The sequence below is a fragment of the Paenarthrobacter sp. 10L420 genome, assembly GCF_056395385.1.
Genome location: NZ_JBFTJK010000006.1, coordinates 239,654 through 261,473, shown reverse-complemented (window position 1 = coordinate 261,473; position 21,820 = coordinate 239,654). Strand labels below are relative to the sequence as shown.

Annotated in this window: 19 protein-coding genes; 15 read left to right on the top strand and 4 right to left on the bottom strand. The window is 61.7% G+C overall.

Annotated elements, in window-relative coordinates; genetic code table 11:
• Positions 1-10: 10 nt before the first annotated feature.
• Positions 11-2,545, bottom strand: a complete 2,535-nt coding sequence (locus AC1DD5_RS12055) for a DEAD/DEAH box helicase (RefSeq protein WP_477521552.1) — start codon at positions 2,543-2,545, stop codon at positions 11-13.
• A gap of 70 nt (positions 2,546-2,615) precedes the next feature.
• Between AC1DD5_RS12055 and AC1DD5_RS12050 the strand changes: the two genes are divergently transcribed.
• From AC1DD5_RS12050 to AC1DD5_RS11980, 15 genes are all read left to right on the top strand, one after another.
• Positions 2,616-3,395, top strand: coding sequence for a trans-aconitate 2-methyltransferase (locus tag AC1DD5_RS12050; RefSeq protein ID WP_477521551.1), 780 nt, complete (start codon positions 2,616-2,618; stop codon positions 3,393-3,395).
• A gap of 157 nt (positions 3,396-3,552) precedes the next feature.
• A complete protein-coding gene (locus AC1DD5_RS12045) occupies positions 3,553-3,933 on the top strand; it encodes a GntR family transcriptional regulator (RefSeq protein WP_216925843.1) in 381 nt (126 codons plus the stop codon).
• Positions 3,934-3,998: 65 nt separating this feature from the next.
• Positions 3,999-6,926, top strand: coding sequence for an excinuclease ABC subunit UvrA (gene uvrA, locus AC1DD5_RS12040; protein WP_477521550.1), 2,928 nt, complete (start codon positions 3,999-4,001; stop codon positions 6,924-6,926).
• Positions 6,927-7,037: 111 nt separating this feature from the next.
• Positions 7,038-7,754, top strand: coding sequence for an HAD hydrolase-like protein (locus AC1DD5_RS12035; protein WP_477521549.1), 717 nt, complete (start codon positions 7,038-7,040; stop codon positions 7,752-7,754).
• Positions 7,741-8,409, top strand: a complete 669-nt coding sequence (locus AC1DD5_RS12030; protein WP_477521548.1) for a lysophospholipid acyltransferase family protein — start codon at positions 7,741-7,743, stop codon at positions 8,407-8,409. The genes AC1DD5_RS12035 and AC1DD5_RS12030 overlap by 14 nt, the downstream gene beginning before the upstream one ends.
• A gap of 43 nt (positions 8,410-8,452) precedes the next feature.
• Positions 8,453-10,474, top strand: coding sequence for an excinuclease ABC subunit UvrC (uvrC, locus tag AC1DD5_RS12025; RefSeq protein ID WP_477521547.1), 2,022 nt, complete (start codon positions 8,453-8,455; stop codon positions 10,472-10,474).
• A gap of 86 nt (positions 10,475-10,560) precedes the next feature.
• Positions 10,561-11,484 (top strand): RNase adapter RapZ, encoded by a 924-nt coding sequence (gene rapZ / locus AC1DD5_RS12020; RefSeq protein WP_477517327.1) that lies wholly within the window; start codon positions 10,561-10,563, stop codon positions 11,482-11,484.
• A complete protein-coding gene (locus AC1DD5_RS12015; protein WP_442005396.1) occupies positions 11,484-12,500 on the top strand; it encodes a gluconeogenesis factor YvcK family protein in 1,017 nt (338 codons plus the stop codon). Before rapZ ends, AC1DD5_RS12015 begins: the two co-directional genes overlap by 1 nt.
• Positions 12,501-12,513: 13 nt before the next feature.
• Positions 12,514-13,494 (top strand): DNA-binding protein WhiA, encoded by a 981-nt coding sequence (whiA, locus tag AC1DD5_RS12010; RefSeq protein WP_018777554.1) that lies wholly within the window; start codon positions 12,514-12,516, stop codon positions 13,492-13,494.
• Positions 13,495-13,669: 175 nt separating this feature from the next.
• The gene (locus AC1DD5_RS12005) at positions 13,670-14,293 is read left to right on the top strand and encodes a superoxide dismutase (protein WP_216925790.1); all 624 of its coding nucleotides are present in this window, start codon (positions 13,670-13,672) and stop codon (positions 14,291-14,293) included.
• A 270-nt stretch (positions 14,294-14,563) separates the two neighbouring features.
• Entirely contained in the window at positions 14,564-15,574 is a 1,011-nt protein-coding gene (gene gap, locus AC1DD5_RS12000; protein WP_431115204.1) for a type I glyceraldehyde-3-phosphate dehydrogenase, read from the top strand.
• Positions 15,575-15,583: 9 nt separating this feature from the next.
• The gene (locus AC1DD5_RS11995) at positions 15,584-16,810 is read left to right on the top strand and encodes a phosphoglycerate kinase (protein ID WP_477521546.1); all 1,227 of its coding nucleotides are present in this window, start codon (positions 15,584-15,586) and stop codon (positions 16,808-16,810) included.
• Between the two features lie 74 nt (positions 16,811-16,884).
• Positions 16,885-17,700, top strand: a complete 816-nt coding sequence (gene tpiA / locus AC1DD5_RS11990) for a triose-phosphate isomerase (RefSeq protein ID WP_442005394.1) — start codon at positions 16,885-16,887, stop codon at positions 17,698-17,700.
• A 36-nt stretch (positions 17,701-17,736) separates the two neighbouring features.
• On the top strand, positions 17,737-17,994 hold the full coding sequence (gene secG, locus AC1DD5_RS11985) for a preprotein translocase subunit SecG (protein WP_216925786.1): 258 nt from the start codon (positions 17,737-17,739) through the stop codon (positions 17,992-17,994).
• Positions 17,995-18,159: 165 nt separating this feature from the next.
• Positions 18,160-18,555, top strand: a complete 396-nt coding sequence (locus AC1DD5_RS11980; protein WP_442005392.1) for an RNA polymerase-binding protein RbpA — start codon at positions 18,160-18,162, stop codon at positions 18,553-18,555.
• Here the strand turns inward: AC1DD5_RS11980 and pgl are convergent.
• From pgl to zwf, 3 genes are read right to left on the bottom strand one after another with little or no spacing between them, the layout of a single operon-like run.
• Positions 18,508-19,326 (bottom strand): 6-phosphogluconolactonase, encoded by an 819-nt coding sequence (gene pgl, locus AC1DD5_RS11975; RefSeq protein ID WP_477521545.1) that lies wholly within the window; start codon positions 19,324-19,326, stop codon positions 18,508-18,510. The genes AC1DD5_RS11980 and pgl overlap by 48 nt on opposite strands.
• Positions 19,316-20,257: a glucose-6-phosphate dehydrogenase assembly protein OpcA gene (locus AC1DD5_RS11970; RefSeq protein ID WP_442015477.1), complete on the bottom strand. Its 942-nt coding sequence runs from the start codon at positions 20,255-20,257 to the stop codon at positions 19,316-19,318. The genes pgl and AC1DD5_RS11970 overlap by 11 nt, the downstream gene beginning before the upstream one ends.
• Positions 20,254-21,810, bottom strand: a complete 1,557-nt coding sequence (zwf, locus tag AC1DD5_RS11965) for a glucose-6-phosphate dehydrogenase (protein WP_477521544.1) — start codon at positions 21,808-21,810, stop codon at positions 20,254-20,256. Before zwf ends, AC1DD5_RS11970 begins: the two co-directional genes overlap by 4 nt.
• Positions 21,811-21,820 lie beyond the last annotated feature (10 nt).

Below are 21,820 nucleotides of genomic sequence, written 5' to 3'. Positions count from 1 at the left end.
AGACGGTTGACTAGAGTCGGTTGACGTTCGTCACCCGAACCACAGCGGTGCCCGTCTCATCGGAAGCGGCGAGATCCACATCGGCAGAGATGCCCCAGTCGTGATTTCCGGCGGGGTCATCGAAGATCTGGCGGACCCGCCACGTGCCGGGTTCTTCGGTGATGATAAGCAATCCGGGCCCACGGGCATCGGGGCCCGTGCCGATGTCATCGTGTTCATCGAAGTAGTCGTCCAGAACCTCTTCCCAGCGTTCGGCGTCCCAGCCGGCGTCGGCGTCCAGCTCACCCAGCGCGGCAGAGTCTTCGTCCGCGAAGAGCTCCACCCTGCGGAACATTTCGTTCCGGACCATGACCCGGAAAGCCCGGATGTTCGTGGTCAAAAGCGGCGGCGGTGGCGGGGGAGCATCGTGCGGTGTAGGCGTAAGCCCTGAAGTGAGCTCCTCCCACTCATCAAGGAGGCTGGAGTCCACTTGCCGGACAAGTTCACCCAGCCAGGCGATGAGGTCCTCGAGGTCCTCGCGCAGCAAGTCCTGGGGCACGGTCTGCCTGAGAGCACGGAATCCATCCGCCAAGTAGCGCAGGACGATGCCTTCGGAGCGGGCCAAGCCGTAGAACTGCACGAACTCTCCGAAGTTCATGGCGCGTTCATACATGTCGCGGATGATCGATTTGGGCGCCAGCTCGAAGTCGCCCACCCACGGCGCAGCCTTTCGGTACACCTCGAAGGCCTCGCCGAGAATCTCCGCCAAGGGCATCGGGTACGTCACTTCGTCGAGCATGGCCATGCGCTGCTCATATTCGATGCCGTCAGCCTTCATGGCGGCAACTGCCTCGCCACGGGCCTTCTTCTGCTGGGCAGAGAGAATCTGGCGCGGTTTATCCAACGTGGCTTCGATAACCGAAACAACGTCCAGTGCATACGACGGCGACTCTGGATCCAACAGTTCCAGCGCGGCAAGTGCAAACGGAGAAAGCGGTTGGTTCAGGGCGAAGTTGGCCTGCAAGTGGACCGTCAAGCGGACGGAACGGCCTTCGGACTGTTGTTGATCCTCCGGAATGCGTTCAACCACACCCGCGGCCAGCAGTTCGCGGTAGATTCCCAAGGCCTTCTTCATGAGTTTCAACTGCGCCGCGCGGTTCTCGTGGTTTTCGCTGAGCAAGCGCCGCGTTGCCTGGAAAGGATCTCCGGGGCGTTCCATGAGGTTCAACAGCATTGCGTGGGTGACAGTGAAACTTGAAGTCAAGGGCTCGGGTACGGACTCCACAAGGCGCTTGAACGTCGGCTCACCCCAGGAAACGAATCCTTCCGGAGGCTTTTTCTTGACCACTTGGCGCAGTTTCTTCTGGTCATCGCCAAATTTGGCGGTGGCTTTGGCCATGGCTTTGGTGTTCTCCACCACGTGGTCAGGAGCCTGAACCACTACGGTACCGGCGGTGTCGTACCCGGCGCGGCCGGCGCGGCCGGCAATCTGGTGGAACTCACGCGAGTTAAGCGATCTGGTGCGTACGCCGTCGTACTTGCTCAACGCCGTCAACAGAACCGTACGGATGGGAACGTTGATGCCCACGCCCAGGGTGTCGGTACCGCAGATGACCTTAAGGAGCCCGGCTTGTGCGAGTTGCTCCACCAAACGCCGGTACTTGGGCAACATCCCGGCGTGATGGACACCGATGCCATGGCGGACCAACCGGTTGAGCGTCTTTCCGAAGCCTGCGGCAAACCGGAAGCCGGCGATGAGCTCTGCGATCCGGTCCTTTTCATCCCGGCTGCACATGTTGATGCTCATCAGGTTCTGGGCGCGTTCGATCGCTTCTGCCTGGCTGAAGTGCACCACGTAGACGGGGACCTGCTTGGTGGAGAGCAGTTCTTCCAGGGTCTCGTGGACCGGAGTGAGGTGATAGTAGTAATGCAGCGGAATCGGACGCTCCGCAGAGCTAACGGTTGTGGTGGACCGGCCGGTGAGTTCAGTGAGGCCGGCTTCGAAACGGCTGACGTCGCCCAGCGTGGCGGACATGAGCAGGAACTGGGCCTGGGGGAGTTCAAGCAGGGGAACCTGCCAGGCCCATCCGCGCTGGGGATCGGAGTAGAAGTGAAATTCATCCATGATCACAGCGCCAAGTTCCGCGGAGGCTCCCTCGCGGAGGGCAATATTGGCCAGGATCTCGGCGGTGCAGCAAATAATCGGCGCATCCTGGTTCACGCCGGAGTCGCCTGTAATCATGCCAACGTTTTCGGCACCGAAGATATCGCAGAGCGCGAAGAACTTCTCCGAGACCAAAGCCTTGATGGGAGCGGTGTAGTAGCTTCGTTGGCCGCGGGCCATGGCCTCGAAGTGGGCTGCAATGGCAACAAGCGATTTTCCCGAGCCCGTAGGCGTCGCCAGGATGACGTTGGCGCCAGAGGCGAGTTCCATTATGGCCTCGTCCTGAGCAGCATACAACTGCAAGCCGCGGCCCTCTGTCCACTCAACGAACCGTGTGTAGATCTCATCCGGACCCAAGGGGTTGGAGGCGGTGGAACCAGGGAGCTGCTCAAGAAGTTTCATTGGTTTCCAGCTTAGTGCCCGGACGGTTTAGGCTCGCCCCAGCGCTGCTGCCAAATGCGAGGAGGCTTATATGAGGTGGGATCCATCCAAGTATGTGGAGTTCGGCAATCACAGGGACAGGCCGTTCCATGACCTCGTGGCCAGGATTCAGGCTGAGTCGCCGCGGAAAGTGGTGGATCTTGGATGCGGCCCCGGTAACCTCACAGCCACACTGGCTGTGCGCTGGCCTGATGCCCGCATCGTCGGCCTCGATTCCTCTGGCGAGATGCTTGCGAAGGCAGCTGGACAAGCCCGGAAATTCGCCAACATGGAATTCGAGCAGGCGGATATTGCTGGTTGGCAGCCTGACCAGGAGACCGACGTCGTAGTAACCAATGCCGCGCTCCAGTGGGTTCCCGGGCACCAAGCCATGCTGGGTCAGTGGCTACGTGAACTTAAGCCGGGTGCCTGGTTCGCCCTGCAGGTGCCGGGAAATTTCACATCCCCTTCGCACACGCTCATGAGGGAGCTAGCCGAGTCATCCAAGTGGTCCTCCCGCCTTGGCGACGTTCTTCGGCATGATGGCGTTGTGGGTAGTCCCGCCGACTACCTTGGGATCATGCTCGACGCCGGATGCGCAGCTGACGCTTGGGAAACCACCTACCAGCAGGTACTACCGGGCAAGGATCCGGTCCTTGAATGGGTGCGGGGCACGGGACTCCGGCCAGTGCTCGCAGCCTTGTCTCCCGCGGATGCCGCCGACTTCGAGCACGAATACTCCGCTTTGCTGCGCAAGGCTTATCCGGCCACAAGCCACGGAACAGTGTTCCCGTTCCGCCGCATCTTTGCGGTGGCCCGGAGGGACACGTGAGGCCGCACGACCCGTTGCCGGCCGTAGCAATTAAGTTTCCAGCCGTCAGTGGCTTGTTCCCGTTCCGCGTCGCTGGTCTAATTCTCGGCATGGACCATGGACGCTTCATTCAGCAGCAAACGCCCGCATGGGTCCCGGCACCTGGCCGGTGTTCGCGATGACTGCCATGGACGGATTTCCCGGGAACTGGCGCCCCAACACCAGCAGCGGAGTTGCCCTTTTTGAGCAGTTGAGACTGCGAATCATCGAACTCGCAGACTCCGGGGTCCTCGCAGTGGGAGCCAAGCTCCCGCCGGTGCGCAATCTTGCGGGCGTGCTGGATGTGGCCCCACATACAGTGGCCCGGGCCTATAAGGAGTTGGAGGCTGCGGGCGTCGTCGCTACGCGGGGACGCAACGGCACCATCGTGTGTGCCCGGGATGACCGCTGGGGCGCGCTTGCGGAGGTTGCCGCCCAATATGCTGCTGCGGCTAAGGCCCAAGGCGCCTCATTCGCCGAAGCGGTACAGCTTCTTGCGGCCGCGTATGACGCTGATTGATACCGATGAGTAGCATGTGAGGCACGACATGGAAATTCGAAGAAGTTTTCGATTAGCATTGGTAGGTGCCCAAAGCCTTAGCTGAAGATGCAGCCATCGATGCCCTGAAGAGCGTATCCGTCGTTCCCGATACCAAGCCCACCAGGCCGGACCTGTCCCGGCTGGTAGTCAAGGGCGCACGTGAACACAACCTGCGCAATGTAGATCTGGACCTCCCAAGGGACGCGATGATCGTGTTCACGGGCCTTTCGGGTTCGGGCAAGTCCTCCTTGGCCTTCGATACGATCTTCGCCGAAGGACAGCGGCGGTACGTGGAATCGTTGTCCGCCTACGCCCGCCAGTTCCTGGGCCAAGTGGACAAGCCGGACGTGGACTTCATTGAGGGCCTGTCCCCGGCAGTGTCGATCGATCAGAAGTCCACCAGCAAGAACCCCCGTTCCACGGTGGGCACCATCACCGAAATTTACGATTACATGCGTCTTCTCTGGGCGCGTGTAGGCCGTCCCCACTGCCCTGTCTGTGGCGAGCCCATCGCCCGGCAGACCCCGCAGCAGATCGTTGATCAGCTCCTGGAACTGGAAAAGGGCACACGCTTCCAAGTTCTGGCCCCCGTGGTTCGCGGGCGCAAGGGCGAGTTCGTGGACCTCTTCAAGGAGCTGACGGCCAAAGGTTATTCGCGCGCCCGGGTGGACGGCGAGCTGGTACAGCTCAGCGAGCCGCCCAAGCTTGGCAAGCAGTTCAAGCACACCATCGAAGTGGTAGTGGACCGCTTGGTGGTCAAGGAAGACATCAGCCAGCGGCTTACCGATTCCATTGAAACTGCGCTGGGCTTGGCAGAAGGCCGGGTGCTGATTGAGTTCGTGGACCTTGAGGCCGGAGACCCCGCACGTATCCGTGCCTTCTCCGAGAACCTCGCATGCCCCAACGAGCACCCCCTGGCCATCGATGAAATCGAGCCTCGCTCTTTCTCGTTCAACAACCCCTTCGGCGCCTGCTCAGCCTGCAGTGGCATCGGAACCAGGCTTGAAGTGGATGAGGAACTGATCGTTCCCAACCCCGAGCTTTCCCTGGCACAGGGCGCCATCGCGCCTTGGTCCCTGGGCACCGCCACCACCGAGTACTGGAACCGCCTCCTGGAGGGCCTGGCCCATGAACTCGGCTTCTCCATGGACACCTCGTGGGAAAAGCTCCCCAAGGATGTCCGGAACACCGTGCTGCACGGCAAGGATCACAAGGTTGTGGTCCAGTATCGGAACCGGTTTGGCCGGGAACGCAAGTACAGCACCGGCTTTGAGGGTGCCATTCAATATGTGCACCGCAAGCACGGCGAAACCGACTCGGATTGGGCGCGGGACAGGTACGAAGAGTACATGCGCCAGATTCCCTGCCCCGAGTGCAACGGTGCGCGACTCAACCCTGCTTCGTTGTCGGTGTTGATTAATGGCAAGTCAATCGCTGAAGTAGCGGCGCTTCCCATGCGTGACTGCGCGTCGTTCCTGGGCAGCTTGACCTTGACAGACCGCGAGGCGCAGATTGCCCACCAGGTCCTGAAGGAAATTCAGGCCCGTCTGACGTTCCTTCTGGACGTAGGGCTTGAATACCTGAACCTGGAACGTCCTTCCGGGACCTTGTCCGGCGGTGAAGCCCAGCGCATCCGCCTTGCTACCCAAATTGGGTCCGGCCTCGTGGGAGTCCTCTACGTCCTGGACGAGCCCTCCATCGGCCTTCACCAGCGCGATAACCGCCGCTTGATCGAGACGCTGACCCGCCTTCGGGATCTCGGCAACACCCTGATCGTGGTGGAGCATGACGAGGACACCATCCATGAAGCGGACTGGGTGGTTGATATTGGACCTGGCGCCGGCGAGCACGGCGGACAGGTTGTACATTCCGGTACTTACAAGGAGCTCCTGGAAAACAAGGAGTCCTTGACTGGCGACTATCTGTCCGGCCGCCGCAAGATCGATATCCCGGCCAAGCGCCGCAAGTACGACAAAAAACGTGAGTTGAAGGTTGTCGGCGCCAGGGAAAACAACCTGGACAATGTGGATGCCACGTTCCCCCTGGGGCTCTTCACGGCAGTGACGGGTGTCAGCGGCTCGGGCAAGTCAACGCTGGTGAACGAGATCCTTTACAAGGTCCTCGCCAACAAGCTCAACGGCGCCAAGCAGGTTGCCGGGCGGCACCGGAGCGTGAATGGATTAGAACACCTGGACAAGGTGGTCCACGTTGATCAGAGCCCCATCGGACGCACACCGCGCTCCAACCCGGCAACGTACACAGGCGTGTTCGACAACATCCGAAAACTGTTTGCTGAAACCACCGAAGCAAAGGTTCGGGGTTACCAGCCTGGCCGGTTCTCGTTCAACGTCAAGGGCGGCCGCTGCGAAGCATGCTCCGGCGATGGCACATTGAAGATCGAAATGAACTTCCTGCCTGACGTCTACGTTCCCTGCGAGGTTTGCCACGGCGCCCGCTACAACCGCGAAACCCTTGAAGTGCATTACAAGGGAAAGACGATTGCCGATGTCCTCAACATGCCCATCGAGGAAGGCGCTGAATTCTTTGCTGCCTTCACTCCGATCGCGCGGCATCTGAACACCTTGGTGGACGTAGGACTGGGCTATGTCAGGCTGGGCCAGCCAGCCACAACCCTGTCCGGCGGTGAAGCGCAACGCGTGAAGTTGGCCGCAGAACTCCAGAAGAGGTCCAACGGCCGCAGCATCTATGTTCTGGACGAACCCACAACTGGCCTGCACTTTGAGGACATCCGGAAGCTGCTCATGGTCCTTCAGGGACTGGTGGACAAAGGCAACACCGTGATCACCATCGAGCACAACCTGGACGTCATCAAGTCCGCGGACTGGATTGTGGACCTCGGGCCGAACGGCGGTTCAGGTGGAGGAAAGATCGTCGCAACGGGCACACCTGAGCAGGTAGCCAAGTCCACTGACAGCCACACCGCAACGTTCCTTGCGGAAATTCTGCGCTAACTGTCCGGACCGCCTCACGGGACGCCTAAAGAATATCCTCAGCACGGCAGAAGTATTCCGGTAGCGGCATGCGAGTTTCAGGCATGCCGCTACTCGTGAGAAACTAACCCGGTGACTCAAACAACGGTGCCCGTAATTTTCGATCTGGACGGCACCCTTGTCGATCCAGCCGGCGGTATCACAGGAGGAATATCCGCGGCCCTGCGCGAAATGGGCCTTCCGGTTCCGGAACAGGCCGTGCTGAACGCCATGGTTGGCCCCAAGCTCAGCGATGCACTTCTGCATTTAGCGGATGTCCCGGCGGAATTGGTCGACGAAACCATTTCCCGCTATCGGCGGCATTACAGGGAAACCGGAATTGGCCAGAGCAAGTTGTACCCGGGAATCTTCGACCTCCTTGAATTCTTTGCCGAAACAGGGCGGGCCGTTGCAGTTGCAACCCAGAAGCCCCAAGGTATTGCCCGGACTGTCCTTGAGCATCACGGTATAGCGGATTTCTTTGTGTCCATTAGGGGAGCTGCTGACGATGAATCGCTGGCGGCCAATTCCGCGTCCGGCAAGATCGAGATTGTTGGCGCCGCCTTGGCGGATCTCCACTCCCAGCCTGCGGTGATGGTGGGAGACCGGCACCAGGACGTTGCCGGAGCAATGGCCAACGGTCTGGATTGCATTGGCGTCCGTTGGGGCTTCGCTCAGGACGGCGAGCTGGAGGAGGCCGGTGCAGTCGCCGTGGTCGGCAGCGCCCGTGAGTTGCGAACCAAAATTGAAGAACTTGACGCTGTCCGCGCGGCGGCCCTGAGCGAGGTACAAAACGATGGCAGTCTTTGATGCGATCCGCTGGACTACGCGTGGACTGATCTCCACCACGTGCCGGCCCACGGTCATTGGACTGGAGAACGTGCCCAAAGACGGCCCGTTCATCGTGGCCCCGAACCATCTCTCGTTCCTGGACAGCGTGATTGTCCAGGCGCTCATGCCTCGTCCAGTGGCTTTCTTCGCCAAGGCGGAGTACTTCACCACCAAAGGCGTTAAGGGCGCTGTGATGAAGTCCTTCTTCGAAGCCGTCGGTTCCATCCCGGTGGAACGCGGTGAACAGGCAGCGAGCGTGCAGGCACTGAAGACCCTGCTGGATATCCTGGAGTCCGGGAAGGGCATTGGAATCTACCCGGAGGGCACCCGGTCCCGCGACGGCATCCTTTATCGCGGCCGGACCGGCGTCGGTTGGTTGGCACTCACCACGGGCGCACCTGTAATTCCCGTGGGGCTGATAGGCACGGAGAAACTGCAGCCAGCGGACAAGAACGCCGTCCGCCCCCAGCATTTCACCATGAAGGTTGGCGAGCCGCTCTACTTCGACAAGACGGGCCCTGACCATTCCCTTCCTGCACGCCGCCTGGTGACGGACAAGATCATGGATGCCATCGCTGCCCTCAGCGGTCAGGAACGGTCCACAAGCTACAACCAAAGCAAGTCGGTGGACTGAGCGCCTGGCGTTGGCTGTCGGTCCAGTTCACTAGACTGGAATCGTGGCAAATCCAGCAACTTACCGGCCCCAGACGGGTGAAATTCCCACCACCCCGGGCGTCTACCGTTTCCGCGACCCCCACGGCCGGGTCATCTACGTGGGCAAGGCCAAGAACCTCCGTTCCAGGCTGAATTCCTACTTTGCCAACCCCTCCGGGCTTCTACCCAAGACCCATGCCATGGTCCATGCTGCGAGCAGCGTGGAGTGGACCGTTGTGGGCAGCGAGTTGGAGTCGCTACAGCTGGAGTACACCTGGATCAAGGAATTCAAGCCTCGTTTCAACGTGGTCTTCCGGGACGACAAGACTTATCCCTACCTGGCCGTCACCATGGGGGAGAAGTACCCCAGGGTGCAGGTCATGCGTGGCGAACGCAAAAAGGGCACCAGGTATTTTGGCCCCTACACGGCTGGCGCCATCCGGGAGACCATGGACACCCTCCTTCGCGTGTTCCCGGTCCGCAGTTGCAGCGCAGGTGTCCTCAAGCGGGCGCAAGCCAGTGGGCGCCCGTGCCTTCTGGGCTACATCGACAAATGCGCGGCACCCTGCGTCGGCCGCGTGACGCCTGAGCAACACCGTCAACTTGCGGAGGACTTCTGCGCCTTCATGGGTGGGGAAGCCAAGCGCTTCATCAACCGGCTTGAAAAAGATATGGCGGCCGCTGTCGCGGAACTGGACTATGAGCGCGCCGCACGGCTCAGGGACGACATCATCGCTCTGCGCAAGGTCTTCGAACGCAACGCCGTAGTCCTCGCGGAAGATACGGACGCCGACGTCTTCGCGCTTCATGAAGACGAGCTTGAGGCCTCCGTGCAGGTGTTCCACGTCCGCGGCGGCCGGGTCCGTGGACAGCGCGGCTGGGTGGTGGAGAAAGTCGAAGACGCCACGACGCCGGAACTCATCGAGCACTTGCTGCAGCAGGTCTACGGGGAGGACAGCGAGGTCCAGGGCCGCATCCCGCGGGAAGTGCTGATTCCGGAAAATCCGAGCAACCATGCCGAGCTGAGTGAATGGCTGGGCGGGCTCCGCGGGGCAAAGGTGGATATCCGCGTGCCCCAGCGAGGTGACAAGGCTGCGCTCATGTCCACGGTACGGGAGAATGCCGAGCAGGCGCTGAAGCTGCACAAGACCCGCCGCGCCGGGGATATCACCGTCCGCTCGCTGGCCCTTCAGGAGCTTCAGGAGGCCTTGGAGCTTCCGGTTCCGCTGCTTCGGATCGAATGTTTCGATATCTCGCACGTCCAGGGAACCAACGTGGTGGCGTCCATGGTGGTGGTGGAAGACGGCTTGCCCAAGAAGTCCGATTACCGCAAGTTCTCCATCACGGGTGCTGCGGCAGTGGACGATACGGCCGCCATGCATGACGTCCTGACGCGCCGCTTCCGCCACTACCTCACGGACAAGGCCGCCCAGGTGCCGGTCTCCGGCGAAATCGTCAACCCGACCCGTGCGGGCACCGCCGCGGCTGCCAAGGGAACTGAAGCGCCGCCGTCGGACCCCACCATGCCGGCCCCCAAAGCCAAGTTCGCGTACCCGCCCAACCTGGTGGTGGTGGACGGCGGGCAGCCGCAGGTCAATGCTGCAGCGCGTGCTTTGGCTGAGTTGGGCATCGACGACGTCTACGTGGTTGGCCTGGCAAAGCGCCTTGAAGAAGTCTGGCTCCCCAACAGCGACTTTCCGGTGATCCTTCCCCGGACGTCGCAGGGCTTGTACCTGCTCCAGCGCATCCGCGATGAAGCCCACCGCTTCGCCATCACTTTCCACCGGCAAAAGCGCGGCAAGGCCATGACGGTCTCTGCCTTGGACGGCGTTCCGGGCTTGGGAGAGGCCAAACGCAAGGCCTTGGTGGCGCATTTTGGCTCCCTCAAGAAGATCCGGGCGGCCAGTGTGGAGGAACTTACCTCTGCCAAGGGCATCGGTCCAGCGTTGGCAGCGGCGGTCGTGCAGCATCTGGGTTCCAGCGAAGACGCAGGTGAAGCCGCTCCCGCCGTGAACATGACGACCGGCGAAATCCTCGAATCTTAGCTAGGGTAAGAACTTGACCGGTGGCCGCGATTGCGATGCCACCGGTCAGGCTGTAACAACCACTTCCAAGGAAACGGGGACCACTGATGGATGAGGCAACGGCAGGAGCCGGCGCGGAGCAGGACGGACTAACGCCCGTCAAGCCGGCGGAGGCGGAACTGCTGGTGGTTACCGGCATGTCGGGGGCGGGCCGCAGTACCGCTTCGGACGCCTTGGAGGACCACGGTTGGTACGTTGTCGACAACCTTCCTCCCCAGATGCTTGGCACCTTGGCGGAAATTGTCTCGCACGCGCCCAAATCCATTCCGAAGCTGGCCGTAGTGGTAGATGTCCGAAGCAAGGACCTCTTTACCGACATCCAGACTGCTCTGGGCGCCTTGAGCGCCACCGGCATCACGTTCCGTGTGCTGTTCCTCGATGCCAGTGACGAAGTCCTGGTCCGCCGGTTCGAACAAGGCCGGCGTCCGCATCCGCTGCAGGGCGGTGGTCGGATCCTTGACGGAATCGGCATAGAGCGTGAAGTCCTGCGCGAACTCCGGGAGCATGCCGACGTCGTCTTGGACACCAGTGAGTTCAACGTGCACGGCCTTGCAACGGCGATCACTGAACTCTTCAGCGATACCGGACCTGTGACGCTCCGGCTGAACGTCATGAGTTTTGGATTCAAGTACGGCTTGCCTGTAGACGCCAACTTCGTGGCCGACGCCCGTTTCATTCCCAACCCGCACTGGGTTCCGCAACTTCGTCCCCACACAGGCTTGGATGAGGACGTCAGCGACTACGTGCTAACCGCTGATGGGGTCCAGGAGTTCGTGGACCGTTACGTGAAGGCACTGGAACCAGTCCTGGACGGCTACCGCCAGGAGAACAAGCATTACGCCACCTTGGCTGTGGGATGCACCGGGGGCAAGCACCGTTCGGTTGCAGTCGCCGTCGAGCTCTCCAAACGCCTCGCGCAATATCCGCGCGTTACCGTCACAACCACGCACCGCGACCTGGGGCGTGAGTAATGGGAGTCCTCACAGGTCCATTGCCCCTCATCCCGCCCAAGGGCGTTCCGGGCAGCCAACAAAACAAGAGTCCTTCCGTGGTGGCCCTCGGTGGGGGACACGGCCTCGCGGCCTCGCTCTCCGCACTTCGTTTGTTGACGTCAGAGCTGACGGCAATCGTCACGGTAGCTGACGACGGCGGCTCCTCCGGGCGTCTACGGGACGAGTATGGTGTCCTGCCGCCCGGCGACTTGCGGATGGCACTGAGCGCGCTGTGCGACGACACTGACTGGGGGCGCACATGGCGGGACGTCATGCAGCACCGCTTCGCTGCGGGAACCGCCAAGGGCGGTTCGCTGGACCACCACGCGATGGGAAACCTGCTTATCGTCACCCTCTGGGAGCTGCTGGGGGATACCGTGGCCGGCCTCAAATGGGCCGGGGCATTGCTGGGCGCGAGGGGCCAAGTGCTGCCGATGTCCAGTGTTCCTTTGACCATCGAGGGCCAGGCCCGGGTGGAACTGCCCGGCGGGGGACACGAACTGCAGACGGTCAGCGGCCAGGCGAAATGCGCGGTTGCTGGAAAACTGGAGGAAGTGCGGCTGCTGCCCGAGGACGCCCGAGCCTGCACTGAGGCGCTCACCGCGATCGAGCTCGCCGATTGGGTCATTCTCGGACCAGGGTCCTGGTACACATCGGTATTGCCCCATTTGTTGCTCCCGGAGCTTCGGCAAGCCTTGGGCGATACTGCAGCCAAACGCTGCCTCACCATGAATCTTGATGTCGAAACCAAGGAAACGTCCGGCATGACGGCGGCCGACCACTTGGATGTCCTTCGACGCTACGCACCGGAGTTCAGCGTCGACGTCGTACTTGCCGATCCCTCGGCGATCCAGGACCTGAAGGCCTTTGAGAAAGCAGCGGGGATGATCGGTGCGGAAGTGGTGTTGGGTAGAGTAGGGGCTTCGAGGCGCCGCCCCGTCCACGATCCACTGCTCTTGGCGGCGGCGTACCACGATATTTTCGGGAACAGTTAGGAATACACACGCGATGGCACTTACCGCGTCGGTCAAGGACGAACTGTCCCGGCTGGACATCAAGAAATCTTCAGTCCGTAAAGCTGAGGTTTCGGCGATGCTCCGCTTTGCTGGCGGCTTGCATATTATTTCGGGACGAATCGTCATCGAAGCTGAGGTGGACCTGGCCTCGACTGCCCGGCGCCTGCGCGCCGCGATTGCCGAGGTTTACGGACACCAGAGCGAGATCATCGTGGTCTCAGGCGGCGGCCTGCGCCGGGGCAGCCGCTACGTGGTCCGTGTTGTCCGCGACGGCGAAGCCCTGGCACGCCAAACAGGACTCCTGGACGGTCGCGGCCGTCCGGTACGCGGACTGCCTTCTGTAGTTGTCAATGGCTCTGCGGCCGATGCGGAAGCCGTCTGGCGCGGAGCTTTCCTGGCCCATGGATCCCTCACCGAACCCGGACGTTCCTCGTCCTTGGAGGTAACCTGTCCCGGGCCGGAGTCCGCGCTGGCACTCGTGGGTGCTGCACGGCGGCTGGGCATACAGGCCAAGGCCCGCGAAGTCCGCGGCGTCGACCGCGTGGTTATCCGCGACGGCGACACGATCGCCGCGCTCCTTACCAGAATGGGCGCACATGACGCCTTGATGGTCTGGGAGGAGCGGCGCATGCGCAAGGAAGTCCGGGCCACTGCCAACAGGCTGGCCAACTTTGATGACGCCAACCTTCGCCGTTCGGCGCAGGCCGCCGTGGCGGCAGGTGCCAGGGTGGACCGCGCGCTTGAAATTCTGGGCGATGACGTTCCGGATCACCTGAAGTATGCGGGGGAGCTCAGGGTCGCCCACAAGCAGGCAAGCCTGGACGAGCTGGGCCGCCTTGCCGATCCCCCCATGACCAAGGACGCCATTGCGGGCCGGATACGCCGCTTGCTCGCGATGGCTGACAAACGCGCACTCGATCTCGGAATTCCCGGTACGGAAGCAAATGTGACTCCGGAAATGATGGACGAGTAGGTCCCGCCCATAGAATCGAGATCGTGTGGAGGAAATACTGTGAGGCCGCAGCGGGTTGTTGCCGGTGGCGGCAGGAGCAGGCTTCTTCCCCAAGGATTTCCGGCTGGCCTGCCGGCCGGATGAACACAACGAGAGTTACCAAACCGGACTTCGGTCCATTACATTGGAGGATTTCGTGACAGAGTACGTTCTGCCCGAGCTCGGCTACGACTACGCAGCTCTTGAGCCGCACATTTCGGCGAAGATCATGGAGCTGCATCACAGCAAGCACCACGCTGCGTACGTTGCAGGCGCCAACAACGCCCTCAAGCAGCTTGCTGAAGCCCGCGAATCGGGTGACTTCGCCAACATCAACCGCCTCTCCAAGGACCTCGCGTTCCACACCGGCGGCCACATCAACCACTCCGTGTTCTGGAACAACATCTCCCCGGACGGCGGCGACAAGCCTGAAGGCGAACTCGCAGCAGCCATCGAGGATGCCTTCGGTTCATTTGACGCTTTCCGTGCCCAGTTCACCGCTGCCGCACTCGGCCTGCAGGGTTCCGGCTGGGCCTTCCTGGCTTACGAGCCCATCGGTGGCAACCTGGTCATCGAGCAGCTCTACGATCAGCAGGGCAACGTCGCCGTTGGCACCACTCCGCTGCTCATGCTGGACATGTGGGAGCACGCCTTCTACCTGGACTACGTCAACGTCAAGGCTGACTATGTCAAGGCATTCTGGAACATCGCCAACTGGGCAGACGTCGCCAAGCGCTTCGAAGCAGCCCGCGCCAACGCTACGGGCCTCATCGTTCTGTAGCTGGTGAGCCCCGGTTCACGTTGATGTAACAAAAGTCACATTAACAGTGAAATGGGACCAAATACTGGAAAGCCTGCCCCCGCAGTTGCGGGGGCAGGCTTAGTTAAACGTAAGATGGGTCACGGAAGGCGGTTAGCCTTCAGCAACGTGGCTGGTCGCCCTCCGATCTGATAATCACCTCTGCCCAATGACGTGCGGGGTCTGTTAGTTGGAAATAAAAATCCGACTCACTAGGCGTGCTTGCAAGAGCACCAAGGAGATTGACACACAGTGACCACCCGTATTGGTATCAACGGCTTCGGCCGCATCGGCCGTAACTACTTCCGCGCAGCACTGGCCCAGGGCGCAGACCTTGAGATCGTCGCAGTCAACGACCTCACCAGCCCCGAGACCCTCGCCCACCTCCTGAAGTACGACTCCGTCGGTGGCCGTCTGACCCAGTCCGTGGAAGTCAAAGAGGGCAACCTGATTGTTAATGGCCAGTCCATCACTGTCCTTGCTGAACGCGATCCCGCCAACCTTCCCTGGGGCGAGCTCGGTGTCGACATCGTCATCGAGTCCACCGGTTTCTTCACCAAGGCCGCAGCTGCTCAGAAGCACATCGACGCCGGCGCCAAGAAGGTCCTCATCTCGGCACCTGCCAGCGACGAAGACATCACCATTGTCATGGGCGTGAACCACGAGCTCTACGATCCCGCAGCGCACCACATCATTTCCAACGCATCCTGCACCACCAACTGCCTTGGCCCGCTGGCCAAGGTAGTCAACGACGCCTTCGGCATCGAGCGTGGACTGATGACCACGGTTCACGCCTACACGGCTGACCAGAACCTGCAGGACGGCCCCCACGGAGACCTCCGCCGTGCCCGCGCTGCTGCCATCAACATGGTTCCCACCTCCACTGGCGCCGCCAAGGCCATTGGCCTGGTCCTGCCGGAGCTCAAGGGCAAGCTCGACGGCTACGCCATCCGCGTTCCCGTCCCCACCGGTTCCGCCACGGACCTCACGGTCACTGTTTCCCGCGAAGTTACGGTCCAGGAAGTCAACGCAGCAGTCAAGGCTGCCGCGGAGTCCGATCAGTTCGCCGGGATCCTTAGCTACACGGATGCTCCCATCGTCTCCTCGGATATCGTTGGCGACCCCGCTTCCTCGATCTTCGACTCCGGCCTGACCAAGGTCATCGGCAACCAGGTCAAGGTTGTTTCCTGGTATGACAACGAGTGGGGCTACTCCAACCGCCTCGTCGACCTCACGGAGCTCGTCGCATCCAAGCTGGGCTAGGGTAGACACATGACATCTCACACCCTCAACGAACTCATCGCTGAAGGTGTCCGCGGGCGGTACATTCTGGTCAGAAGTGACCTTAATGTGCCGCTCGACGGCTCTGCAGTGACCGACGACGGCCGCATCAAGGCCTCCCTCCCGGTCCTTAAGAAGCTCTCGGACGCCGGTGCCCGTGTGCTCGTAACCGCCCACCTCGGCCGCCCCAAGGGCGCCCCCGAGGAAAAGTACTCTTTGAAGCCCGCAGCCACCCGCCTCGCGGAACTCGCGGACTTCAACGTCCAATTGGCTGCTGATACCGTTGGCGACTCCGCCAAGGACCTGGCAGCTGCATTGCAGGATGGCGAAGTACTCATCTTGGAAAACGTGCGTTTCGATGCCCGCGAGACCAGCAAGAACGACGCCGAGCGTGGCGCATTCGCTGACGAGCTGGTTGCCCTCACGGGTGACAACGGCGCGTTCGTGGGCGACGCCTTCGGGGCGGTCCACCGCAAGCACGCGAGCGTCTATGACGTCGCAACGCGCCTGCCGTCTTACCTTGGCGACCTGGTGCACACCGAGGTGGAAGTTCTCCGGAAGCTCACCGCAGACACCCAGCGGCCTTACGTTGTTGTCCTCGGCGGTTCCAAAGTCTCGGACAAGCTGGCAGTCATCGACAACCTGCTTGGCAAGGCAGATACCATCCTGGTTGGTGGCGGCATGCTGTTCACTTTCCTGGCCGCCGAAGGCCACAAGGTAGCTGGCAGCCTCCTGGAAGAAGACCAGATTCCTGTCGTTCAGGACTACCTCAAGCGCGCCGCTGACGCCGGTACGTCGTTCGTGATTCCCACGGACGTCGTGGTTGCAAGCCGTTTTGCGGCCGATGCCGAGCACGAAGTGGTCCGCGCGGATGCTATAGAGGAAAGCTCGTTTGGTGCCTCCGGCATTGGACTGGACATCGGGCCCGAATCCGCGTCAGCTTTTGCGGCGCAGATCGAAGGAGCCAAGACCGTGTTCTGGAATGGCCCCATGGGCGTCTTCGAATTCGAGGCATTCTCCAGCGGCACGCGGGCCATCGCGCAGGCCCTGACTGACACCGTGGCCTTTACGGTGGTCGGTGGCGGCGACTCCGCCGCAGCAGTAAGGACCCTCGGCTTCGAGGATTCCCAGTTTGGCCACATCTCCACCGGTGGCGGGGCCAGCTTGGAATATCTTGAAGGCAAGGAACTTCCGGGCCTCAGCGTCCTGGACCGCTAAACAGCAACCCGGCCGGCAGGACGCCCACGCGTCCTGCCGGCTGTTCCATTTATCAACGCATTCTTGGAGTTCATGTGACTACCTCTGCCAACGGCAACTTTGTCCGAAAGCCCTTCATCGCAGGCAACTGGAAGATGAACATGGACCATGTCCAGGGCATCACCTTGCTTCAGAAGCTCGCCTGGACCCTCTCGGACGCCAAGCATGACTACAACCGTGTAGAGGTTGCCGTCTTCCCTCCGTTCACTGATCTCCGCGGCGTGCAGACGCTCGTACAGGGCGACGAACTTGACGTCGTTTACGGCGGTCAGGATCTGTCCCAGTTCGACTCCGGCGCCTATACCGGTGACATCTCCGGCCAGTTCCTCAGCAAGCTGGGCTGCGCCTATGTCCTGGTGGGGCACAGTGAACGCCGCACCATCCACAACGAGTCCGACGACGTCCTGAACGCAAAGGTCAAAGCCGCGTTCCGCCACGGAGTCACACCAGTCCTTTGCGTCGGTGAAGGCCTCGAAATCCGTCAGGCAGGAACACACGTGGAGCACACGCTGGCCCAGCTGCGCGCCGGTGTCGAAGGCCTCACACCGGAACAGGCCGCTGAGCTTGTGGTCGCCTATGAGCCCGTGTGGGCTATCGGAACCGGCGAAGTTGCAGGCCCGGAAGACGCACAGGAAATGTGTGCTGCCATCCGCGTCGAACTTGCCAAGCTCTTCGACGAGGGCGTAGCTGAAAAGACGCGCCTTCTGTACGGAGGCTCTGTCAAGGCTAACAACGCTGCCGCCATCATGGCAGAAAACGATGTTGACGGCCTGCTTGTGGGTGGCGCCAGTTTGGACCCAGCTGAGTTTGCTAACATTGTCAGGTTCGAGAGCCACCTCGTCACGGACTAGTCCGGCTCCCGTTTTCCGCTTCTTCGAAAGGCCGTCGTGGACGTTCTTCATGTCATTCTGCAGATCCTGCTGGGCGTAACCAGCCTTCTGCTGACGCTGCTCATTCTTCTCCACAAGGGACGTGGAGGCGGTTTGTCCGACATGTTCGGTGGGGGAATGAGCTCCGGATTGAGCTCTTCCGGCGTTGCTGAGCGGAACCTGAACCGCTTCACCATCATTCTTGGTGTCACCTGGGGAGTCGTCATCATCGGCCTGGGCCTGATCATGCGCTTCACATCGGGCGGCGATTCCTAAAAGTTTGCGTAGGAAGGCTCCTGCAAGGGAGCCTTCCCAGCACTTCTGAATCATTCGGCACCAAACACCAGTGCCGCCGTCGTACCCCTCGCATTAGACTGGGCCTGTTGGCCGTAAGGCCTACGGGCCGTGACGGCCAACCACCGAGTCGCTAGGGGTTCGAAAATGGTTCATGGCACGCCTGGTTACCGGGGCACCCGCGTTGGTGTAGCACTGGGATCTGCTCCGCGACATCAAAGCGACCACGGCGATGGAGAACAACTGCCGCGTATTCGTGTCCCGTATTGGTGCGCCAAGGGACACGAGACGCGGCTTGTTTTCCTTAAACTGCCGGACGAACAAATACCGAAGAACTGGGACTGCCCCAAGTGTGGCCTCCTTGCATCGAGGGACCCCGGCCAGGTTGCGGAAACCCGGCCGGAAGACGACCTCTTCAAATCCCACTTGGATTACGTTAAAGAAAGACGCTCCAGCCAGGACGCGGAAATCGTCCTGGCTGGAGCGTTGGAGCGGTTACGCGCCCGCGGGGTCCTTCCGGACCAACTGCTGGGGGACACGTGACGCAGCGTTCTCGTCGATGAGCCACAGGGTCCTGGAGCGCCCAACGGGGCCTGCTGCGGGGACCTGAACAGGGTTGGCGCCTGCCAGGGCAAGGCCCACGGCACCGGCCTTGTCCTCGCCCGCTACCACCATCCAGATCTCCTGCGCAGTATTGATGGCGGGCAAAGTCAAGGAAATGCGCGACGGCGGGGGCTTGGGTGAGTTTTCAACGCCCACCACTGTACGGTTCTTCTCCCTGATGGCTGCCTGCTCCGGGAAAAGGGAAGCGACGTGGGCGTCTGGACCAACACCGAGTAGCAGTACGTCGAAGCGCGGCAAGACACCGGGCTCCTCCAGACGGGTATCGGACATGTCAGCGGCATGCTCTGCCTCTGCTGCTGCCTTCAGCCTGTCGGCATAGTCAGCCGCAGCGTCATCAGCCGATGCGAACTCGTCCGATGAACCCGGCTCATGGACGCGGGCCGGATCAACAGGAAGGTGCGCGAGCAGGGCCTGGTGTGCCTGGCGGGTATTGCGATCATCGCTGCCCGCGGCCACAAACCGTTCATCACCCCACCAGAAGTTCACCTTGGACCAATCGACAGCTGGTGCCGCAGCAGAATCCGCCACCGCCTTCAGGGTGCCAATCCCGACAGTGCCTCCTGTCAGGACCACCGTGGCCTCACCGTGCTTGTCCTGGACATCCACGAGCTTGGTGATCAGGCGGGCCGCAATGGCCGCCATGAGCACCTTGGAATCGGGGTGGATGCTTACTCTGGGCTCAGCGTGCACTGGTCTGGACTCTCCTCTGACTGGTTAATGGCAGTCCCATCGTAATCACTTCTCCGAAAACTTCGTCCGGGTCCAGCCGGCGAAGTTCTTCGGCGAGGCAATCTTTCAGGCTGCGTCGGGGGAGGGTGATGCGCTGGGCAGGCTGGCCGGGCTGCGTCAGCTCGGCCACGGACAATCCGGGGCGGAAAAGCTGAACGTCACCGCTGGCACGCGTCATGCGGACGCGGCGGATGCCCGTACCCGCCGGATCGGCAACGATCGTTACCGGCGCCTGCAGGGCAAGGCCCAGCCAGGCTGCGAGGAGCAGGGTGCTGGGGGAGTCCGAAGCACCTTCAACGGCTACGGCCGAGACGGGGTCGTTGTCCACTTGGTCGAACACGGCTGCGAGCTGCATGCGCCAGTTCGTCAGGCGGGTCCATGCCAGATCCGTGTCGCCTGCCTTGTATGTCCGGCGAATGTTCTCCAGCGCCTGGGCGGGGTCGGGCTCGTTCGCGGAGTCGGTGATGCGCCGGTGGGCAATACGACCGATGGACGTCTCGCAGGCGCTTTCCGGTGCGCCGTGAGGCCACCAGGCCACGATCGGTGCGTCCGGAAGCAGCAGGCCCGCCACCAAGGACTCACTTTCGTGGGCCATGTGGCCGAACCCTCGGAGGACGATAACTTCGGAAGCACCGGCATCCCCGCCAACGCGGATCTGCGCGTCAAGGCGGTCCGGTGCCTCAACCCCGGCATCGGCAAGCACGATGATGCGGCAGGGGTGTTCGCGGCTGGCCTCGTTGGCCGCCTCGATGGCGTCTTCTTCCTGCCCGGACTTCGTGACAACCACCAGGGTCAGCACACGGCCCAGGGCGATCACGCCGCCTTGTTCCCTTAGCGACATGATCTTCTTGGAGATCTTGGAGGTGGTTGTGTCGGGAAGATCTACGATCATGGCCTTCTCCAGGTTCGTCCATCACGGGCAAGGAGTTCATCGGCTGAAGCCGGTCCCCAGCTACCGGGTGCGTACGGTTGCGGTTGTTCTTCCAGGCCCGCCCAGTACTCTTCGAACGGGTCCAGGATCTTCCAGGACAGCTCAACTTCCTGGTGGCGCGGGAAGAGCGGCGGCTCACCCAGAAGTACGTCGAGGATGAGTCGTTCGTAGGCTTCGGGGCTGGACTCCGTAAACGAGTGGCCGTAGCCGAAGTCCATCGTGACGTCGCGGACCTCCATTTGCGTGCCCGGGACCTTGGAACCAAATCGGATTGTGGCGCCCTCGTCAGGCTGAACACGGATCACCACGGCGTTCTGGCCGAAGTCGTCGTCGTTGTGGTCCCGGAACAGCAGGTTGGGAGCACGCTTAAAGACGACCGCGATCTCGGTCACTCGACGGCCAAGACGCTTGCCCGCCCGCAGGTAGAACGGCACACCATTCCAGCGGCGGGTGTTGATATCCACCCGGATCGCGGCGAAGGTCTCGGTCTTGGAATCAGCCGGAATACCGTCCTCATCCAAGTACCCCAGTACCTCTTCGCCGCCCTGCCAGCCACCGGTAAATTGTCCCCTGGCCGAATGCGTGGACAAATCATCGGGCAGCTTAACGGCCGCGAGGACCTTTTCCTTCTCGGCACGCAGGTCATCGGCGTTGAAAGAAATAGGCTCTTCCATGGCCGTCAGGGCCAGGAGCTGCAGCAGGTGGTTCTGGATGACGTCACGGGCCGCGCCCACGCCATCGTAATAGCCGGCACGGCCGCCGGTTCCGATGTCCTCAGCCATGGTGATCTGGACATGGTCAACATAGTTGGCGTTCCAGAGCGGTTCGAACAACTGGTTCGCGAAGCGCAGCGCCAGAATGTTCTGGACCGTTTCCTTGCCCAGGTAATGATCGATCCTGAACACAGCATCCGGCGGGAACACTGACTCGACGATGTCGTTGAGCTGACGGGCTGACTCGAGGTCGTGACCGAACGGCTTTTCGATGACCACTCGCCGCCACTGGCCGGGCTTCGCCTGAGCCAGGCCATGCTTGGAGAGCTGGCGACAGACCTGCTCGAACGCCTTGGGCGGGATGGAGAGGTAGAAGCCATGGTTGCCACGCGTGCCGCGGGTCTCATCCAGCTCCTCCAGCACGTCGCCGAGGCGCTCAAAGGCGTCGTCGTCGTCGAATTCGCCCTGAACGAAGCGGATGCCTGAAGCCAACTGTTCCCAGACGGCTTCGTCAAACTTGGTCCGCGCGTGGGCCTTGACGTTCTCTTTCACCTCCGCGGCGAAGTCGGCGTTATCCCACTCGCGGCGTCCGAATCCCACCAAGGCAAAGCTCGGCGGAAGCAGGCCGCGGTTGGCGAGGTCATAGACCGCCGGCATGAGTTTCTTACGGGCGAGGTCGCCGGTGACTCCGAAGAACACCAACGACGACGGCCCGGCGATGCGGTTCAGGCGCCGGTCCCGCGGATCCCGCAAAGGATTCCGCAGGCTGGCGTTCTTCCTGCCGTTTTCAGTTTCTGGCATGTTTGGTTTT

Excerpts from the sequence above, each read along its gene's own strand:
- AC1DD5_RS12055 (WP_477521552.1), bottom strand. The coding sequence starts at position 2,545 with ATGAAACTTCTTGAGCAGCTCCCTGGTTCCACCGCCTCCAACCCCTTG.
- AC1DD5_RS12050 (WP_477521551.1), top strand. The coding sequence starts at position 2,616 with ATGAGGTGGGATCCATCCAAGTATGTGGAGTTCGGCAATCACAGGGAC.
- AC1DD5_RS12045 (WP_216925843.1), top strand. The coding sequence starts at position 3,553 with ATGACTGCCATGGACGGATTTCCCGGGAACTGGCGCCCCAACACCAGC.
- AC1DD5_RS12030 (WP_477521548.1), top strand. The coding sequence starts at position 7,741 with ATGGCAGTCTTTGATGCGATCCGCTGGACTACGCGTGGACTGATCTCC.
- rapZ (WP_477517327.1), top strand. The coding sequence starts at position 10,561 with ATGGATGAGGCAACGGCAGGAGCCGGCGCGGAGCAGGACGGACTAACG.
- AC1DD5_RS12015 (WP_442005396.1), top strand. The coding sequence starts at position 11,484 with ATGGGAGTCCTCACAGGTCCATTGCCCCTCATCCCGCCCAAGGGCGTT.
- whiA (WP_018777554.1), top strand. The coding sequence starts at position 12,514 with ATGGCACTTACCGCGTCGGTCAAGGACGAACTGTCCCGGCTGGACATC.
- AC1DD5_RS11995 (WP_477521546.1), top strand. The coding sequence starts at position 15,584 with ATGACATCTCACACCCTCAACGAACTCATCGCTGAAGGTGTCCGCGGG.
- AC1DD5_RS11980 (WP_442005392.1), top strand. The coding sequence starts at position 18,160 with ATGGTTCATGGCACGCCTGGTTACCGGGGCACCCGCGTTGGTGTAGCA.
- AC1DD5_RS11970 (WP_442015477.1), bottom strand. The coding sequence starts at position 20,257 with ATGATCGTAGATCTTCCCGACACAACCACCTCCAAGATCTCCAAGAAG.
- zwf (WP_477521544.1), bottom strand. The coding sequence starts at position 21,810 with ATGCCAGAAACTGAAAACGGCAGGAAGAACGCCAGCCTGCGGAATCCT.